The following is a 6,297-nucleotide window of genomic DNA, read 5'->3' as shown; positions in this document are numbered from 1 at the left end:
TCTTATCTGGGTGTGGTGCACTGCCTAAGCCCGTGAGGAACCTTGGCAAAAGTGATGTCGATTTTGTCATGGACGTTCACGCTAGGGAACAAAAAGCGCTGTTAATAGAGCTGACACGCAAGCTTTACGTAAGAAATCCTTGGCAACTCAAAAAAGCGCCCGACATGACGTTAGATCAGCGACTCACGCAAATCTTTGGCGACGAGGACACCATTGAACTCCCGAGCTTAGTGTTCGAGGAACTCGGCGGTCTAACCAGCATTGATGCGATACTGCTCAGTTTCAATGATGACTTCCAAGGAGATCGCGTGTTCGCGGCAATGGTAGGACTAACAGAGATGCTCAGGCGATCGTACAACCACCAGCAAGAGTTCTTCATCCTCGATTCTCTGGATGAGCAGGCACTCTATAACAGCGCACGCAATATAGAAGTGTTTGTCTGGCGCTTGTATAAGCGCAGAGACGATACGGGCGAGCTGTTTCTCCTCTCAAACCAACTTGAGGGGGACGACTATGACATCAGCTTTGATCGGCTGTTTGCCAAGATGGTGATGATTCAAGATATGATGGCGCTCATCGTCGCAGACAAAACCAATCGCAGTATCACCAAAGTCGTCCAAGGTGTGGCACAGTTTGTCTTCTTGCCGATCCCTTAACAGTCGTTGTGTTATCAATACAGACCTAAAACAGACAACCCCCGCAGTATGAGTGCGGGGTTGTTTATTTTTCGCGAGATGGACTCATCGCCATCGAAACTAAATGGTCATGATGGTTTCGCGATAGAACTTGAGCTCTGCGATCGACTCTTTGATGTCGTCCATCGCCAAATGACTGCCCTTTTTCGAAAACTGCGTCAACACTTCCGGCTTCCAACGACGCGTTAACTCTTTAAGCGTGCTGACGTCGATGTACCGATAATGGAAATAGGCTTCGAGCTCTGGCATGTGTTGGTATAAGAATCGACGATCTTGACCAATACTATTGCCACAAATCGGTGATTGGCCTTTCGCTACCCACTGCTCTAAAAAGGCTAAGGTCTGTTCTGCTGCTTGCTGCTCGCTCACTTGGCTCTGGCGAACTCTCTCCACCAAACCACTGGCGGTATGCGTTGTCGTACACCACTCATCCATTTTCGCCAATTCAGATTCTGGTTGATGGATGGCAAGTACGGGCCCTTCAGCTAAAATGTTGAGCTGAGCATCGGTGACAATGGTCGCGATTTCGATGATTTTATGAGTCTCCGGGTCAAGCCCCGTCATCTCAAGATCAATCCAAATTAAATTTTGATCGCTAAAGGACATAAAGTGTTGCCTATTGGTTTATCGCTAAAAAGGGTACTATACCCAAATTCTGATCCTCAAGATAGCAATCGAGCGGATCGACAATGTAGAGAAATGGTTAAGTAAACACTGTGGCAAAAAAGAAAAAGCTCACCAAAGGTCAAGTTAGGCGAGTACGCAGCAACCAAAAGCGTAAGCTAAAAAGTGAAGAGTCCGTGCAATGGGACGAAACCATGCTGGGTGCGACCAAGAAAGGCCTGGTCATTACACGCTTTGGTCAGCATGCAGATATTGAAGATAGTGAAACACTAGAGGTGCACCGCTGCAACCTTCGTCGTGGTATCGAATCTCTTGTCTCTGGCGACAAGGTGATTTGGCGCGCTGGATTAGAATCGATGGACGGCATTTCCGGCGTAGTGGAAGCGGTGGAGCCACGGACTTCCGTCCTCACTCGACCTGACTATTACGACGGTCTTAAACCGGTTGCGGCGAATGTCGACCAAATGGTGATCGTCTCATCCGTTTTGCCTGAGTTATCTCTCAACATTATTGACCGCTACCTAGTGGCGGCTGAAACGTTGCAGATCGCCCCTCTGATTGTGCTCAACAAAATCGATCTTCTCGATGAGGCGCAACGTGAGACTTACCAATCTTGGCTCGAAGAGTACCAACGTATCGGCTACCCGGTATTGCTGGTCAGTAAACAGACTGGAGAAGGTATCGAGGCCCTAGAAGCGGAGCTGCAAGGGCGGATCAATATTTTTGTCGGTCAATCGGGTGTGGGTAAATCGAGCTTGGTTAATGCCTTGATGCCACAGTTTAATGTCGAGGAAGGGGAAATTTCTGAAAATTCCGGCCTAGGACAACACACCACGACCGCCTCTCGCCTCTATCATATCCCTTCCGGTGGTGACTTAATCGACTCACCTGGGGTACGCGAATTTGGCCTTTGGCATCTCGAAGCAGAACAGGTAACCGAGGCGTTTGTCGAGTTCAAACCCTATCTAGGGGGCTGCAAGTTCAGGGACTGCAAGCACTTAGATGATCCAGGCTGTCTACTGGTTGAAGCCGTGGAGAAAGGCGACATCAGCGAAGTGCGTTTCGACAACTACCACCGCATCTTAGAGAGCATGGCAGAAAACAAAGCCAATCGTCAGTATTCACGTAACAAGAAAGCGGATCTTTAGCCCCTAGAGCACAGATTCCTTGCTCTGGGTCTTAAAGTGCCTAGCAAGCTTGGAAAGTTGAATGAGAATGGCTGACTTTTAAAGCCAGATTGATTAGTATCTCGCGCCCGATTAAGCGCGTGCAATCGCAACCTGTTATTTCGATATTGGAATCAAACACCATGGATAAGATTAAAGTTGGGCTGCAATACTGGATCCCACAACACGGCCTCACTCGCCTTGTGGGCAAGCTAGCCTCTGCCAAAGCAGGCGGTCTAACCACAGCCATCATCAAATGGTTTATCAAACAGTACAACGTGAATATGGACGAAGCGAAGCATTCGGATCCTAAGCACTTTGCCACATTTAATGATTTCTTTGTCCGTGAACTCAAAGAAGGCGCTCGCCCAATCGCAGAAGGTGAGTCAGTAATTACTCACCCTGCAGATGCCTGTGTGAGCCAATTTGGCCCAATTCAAGATGGCAAGCTAATCCAAGCCAAAGGGCACGATTATACCGCGCAAGAATTGCTTGGTGGCGACGCCGAGTTGGCCAAAGAGTTTGCTGAGGGTGACTTTGCGACCTTGTACCTTTCGCCTCGTGATTACCATCGCGTACACATGCCATGCGATGGCACGCTGCGCCAAATGATTTACGTACCGGGCGATCTGTTCTCGGTCAACCCACTGACCGCCGAGAATGTACCTAACCTCTTTGCCCGCAACGAACGCGTGGTGTCGATTTTTGATACTGAGTTCGGTCCGATGGCGCAAGTGCTGGTAGGGGCAACGATTGTTGGTAGCATTGAGCAAGTCTGGGCTGGCACCGTCACCCCTCCTCGTGGCAACACGGTGTACAAATGGGATTACCCAGCCACTGGTAACAAAGCCGTGATCTTGAAAAAAGGCCAGGAGATGGGGCGCTTTAAGCTCGGCTCCACCGTCATCAACCTTTTTGCAAAAGACGCGATCACCTTTGATGACGCAATGAGTACCGGTGCGACCACAGCTATGGGCACGCCTTACGCACACCAACGCAACGCGACCCAGAGTGAATCCACGTCTGAGTCTGAATAACAGAGCGTTCGATTCACACCGTCTCTCCAAGCCCCACAAAGTTGGGGCTTTTTTGACCCAAGACAAAACCCAGTGAACATTTTCAACTGTTTGCTAAAAGTTCCAGCTACGTCCAAGACCTTAATTTGATTGTAAATTACTCTAGTGTTTCGTCGAAAAACCTTGAGGTTTACTGTCATGTTGAAACCCGGAATCCTTATCAAACTTCTGGTCAGTTTTGGGCTCCCTCTTGCTGTGCTTTTTATGCCCATCGATTGGATTCCCATTGACGACTTAACCCTGATCCAACATCGCCTACTGGCCATATTCTTGCTGGCGGCGTTGCTGTGGGTGTTAGAGCCAGTACCTGTTTTTGCCACTTCTATCCTGATTATCGCGCTTGAGTTGGTGATGATTTCCAATAAAGGATTGCACTGGTTTCGTACCCCGCCGCCCCATCATGACCTAGGCGTATTGCTCGATTACACAGACATATTCAGCGCCTTTTCCTCGCCGATTATTATTCTCTTTATGGGCGGTTTTGCCCTTGCGATCGCGGCCTCAAAGTATGAACTCGACAACAATCTAGCACGGGTGTTGCTCAAACCCTTTGGCAAACAGCCCAAGTTCATCATGTTGGGATTAATGCTGATCACTGCTGTGTTTTCGATGTTTATGTCGAACACCGCAACCACTGTTATGATGCTGGCCTTGCTTGGCCCGATTGTCGCTTCTGCACCCAAAGGGGATTTGGGCATCAAAGCGTTAGTGTTATGTATCCCTATTGCCGCCAATACGGGTGGCATTGCCACCCCGATTGGTACCCCACCCAACGCCATCGCGCTGCAATACCTGACAGGTGACAACTCGATTACCTTCTTAAGCTGGATGATGATGGGTCTGCCCTTCGTGATTATTCAGCTCACCATCGCTTGGTTTTTACTGCAAAAACTCTTCCCCTCCACATCCAATGAGATGCAGCTCAAACTCGATGGTCAGTTCCAACGCAACTGGCGGGCTATTACCGTCTATTGCACCTTCGCCATCACTATTTTGTTGTGGATGACCACTCAATTGCACGGCATGAACACCTATGTGGTTTCGATCATTCCTCTCGCCGTCTTCACCTTGACTGGCATTATGGGCAAAGCAGAACTCAAGCTGATCAACTGGGATGTGCTGTGGCTGGTTGCCGGTGGTATCGCCATTGGCATTGGTCTGGATAAAACTGGGCTCGCTGAAGCGCTGGCACATGCGATCGATTACGAGACCCTCTCGCCTGTCGCGGTGGTCATCACGTTGTCTATGGTGTGTTGGTTGATGGCCAACTTTATGTCCAACACCGCGACCGCCAACTTGTTGATGCCCATCGCGGCAGCCATTGGCGCTTCGATGGAGAGCTTGGCAGCCATTGGCGGGCTGCAAGCCTTATTGGTTGTTGTGGCCTTCTCAGCCTCTCTCGGTATGATTTTGCCTGTCTCAACACCGCCGAACTCCCTGGCTTACTCAACAGGGCTAATTGAGAGTAAAGACATGGCCAAAACCGGCGTCATTATTGGCTTGATTGGTCTTGCTATTGTTTATGCAGCAACGCTCATTCTTACGTAACCGTTGCCCCACAGATCATACTTAGCTCGGCGCCCAGGTTCTCTTACCTGGGCGCTTTGTTTCTAGCGCGTTTTCGTGCATATTGCTTACCTTAATGATTTGCTTTGGATTTCACGATTATGGGCTATGAATGGCTGGCATTGGCGGCCGCGTTTTTATGGGCGGTAGCAAGTATTTTGTCTGTCACACCTGCGCAGCACTTAGGGACCTTTGCCTACAGCCGCTGGCGAATGGGGTGCACGTCTGCCATTCTCGCCTCGATGGCTTGGTTGACGGGCGGCTGGGCAAGCGTTGAGCTCACTGCGGTTTCAGCAATGGCGCTATCGGGCTTAGTGGGTATCTTCATCGGTGATACCGCGCTGTTTGCCTGTCTCAATCGCATGGGACCACGACAAGCGGGTTTGCTTTTCTCATGCCATGCGGTGTTCTCTGCCGTACTCGGCTATTTCCTGTTTAGCGAAAGTATGACCTCGCTTGAGCTCATCGGTTCAGCGCTGGTCTTTTCCGGTGTCTTAACGGCGATATTTTTCGGGCGCAGAGGTCAAGCGGCGAATAGCTTAGAGTCCATTAAAGGCAACATTTGGGCGGGTATCGGACTTGGTCTCCTCGCTGCGCTGTGTCAGGCATTGGGCGGCATTATCGCCAAGCCGATCATGCAAACCGCGATCGATCCCATCGCCGCCTCCGCCATGCGTATGATGACCGCCTTTGTCGCGCACAGCGTCTTTTTTCTCTCCGGCGCACGGCTAGCGAGAGCGACGCAACCGATGAACACGCGCATTTTTGCGATTACCGCGATCAACGGTTTTCTCGCGATGGCAGTAGGGATGACACTGATCCTCTATGCGCTGCGTGAAGGGAACGTCGGTATGGTTGCGCTACTCTCTTCCACCACGCCCATCATGTTGTTGCCTATACTGTGGATCTACACCAAAAAGCGCCCCAACCGTTATGCGTGGATTGGCGCTTTGGTCGCGGTCGCCGGCACCAGTATCTTGGTGAGTTGAACCCAAGGCTCACACAGGTTAGTGTGAACAGCGGCCATCAATAGCACCTATTGAACTAATAGATAGATTCCGCTTTAAAAGGGATAAAATTAGGTCGAGACTGGCAAGTAAAGAGAGACGGAGTAATTCCACACACTGGGCATGGTGAAAGATAACAACGGCATTTCGCCCAGTTTATTTG

6 protein-coding genes are annotated in these 6,297 nt (G+C 50.2%); 5 read left to right on the top strand and 1 reads right to left on the bottom strand.

Annotated features, from left to right (window positions below):
- Positions 1-656, top strand: a 656-nt coding sequence (locus AC6R0R_RS03465; protein WP_500625713.1) for a hypothetical protein, incomplete at its 5' end; no start/stop codon positions are given.
- 99 nt (positions 657-755) lie between these two features.
- Here the strand turns inward: AC6R0R_RS03465 and orn are convergent.
- The gene (gene orn, locus AC6R0R_RS03460; protein WP_487903423.1) at positions 756-1,301 is read right to left on the bottom strand and encodes an oligoribonuclease; all 546 of its coding nucleotides are present in this window, start codon (positions 1,299-1,301) and stop codon (positions 756-758) included.
- A gap of 110 nt (positions 1,302-1,411) precedes the next feature.
- Here orn and rsgA point away from each other — a divergent pair, with 110 nt between their 5' ends.
- The 4 genes from rsgA to AC6R0R_RS03440 all read left to right on the top strand — a co-directional run bounded on the left by rsgA (position 1,412) and on the right by AC6R0R_RS03440 (position 6,116).
- Positions 1,412-2,467 carry a small ribosomal subunit biogenesis GTPase RsgA gene (gene rsgA / locus AC6R0R_RS03455; RefSeq protein ID WP_487903422.1) on the top strand — a complete coding sequence of 352 codons (1,056 nt, stop codon included), beginning with the start codon at positions 1,412-1,414 and terminating at the stop codon, positions 2,465-2,467.
- A gap of 161 nt (positions 2,468-2,628) precedes the next feature.
- Positions 2,629-3,522: an archaetidylserine decarboxylase gene (gene asd / locus AC6R0R_RS03450; protein WP_500625712.1), complete on the top strand. Its 894-nt coding sequence runs from the start codon at positions 2,629-2,631 to the stop codon at positions 3,520-3,522.
- Between the two features lie 177 nt (positions 3,523-3,699).
- A complete protein-coding gene (locus AC6R0R_RS03445) occupies positions 3,700-5,109 on the top strand; it encodes an SLC13 family permease (protein ID WP_500625711.1) in 1,410 nt (469 codons plus the stop codon).
- 119 nt (positions 5,110-5,228) lie between these two features.
- A complete protein-coding gene (locus AC6R0R_RS03440; RefSeq protein WP_500625715.1) occupies positions 5,229-6,116 on the top strand; it encodes a DMT family transporter in 888 nt (295 codons plus the stop codon).
- Positions 6,117-6,297 lie beyond the last annotated feature (181 nt).

Source organism: Vibrio sp. R12-SW3-ISO1 (assembly GCF_059834005.1).
Note: the sequence above shows the minus strand (reverse complement) of the source record. Positions and strands in the feature narration are given on the sequence as shown.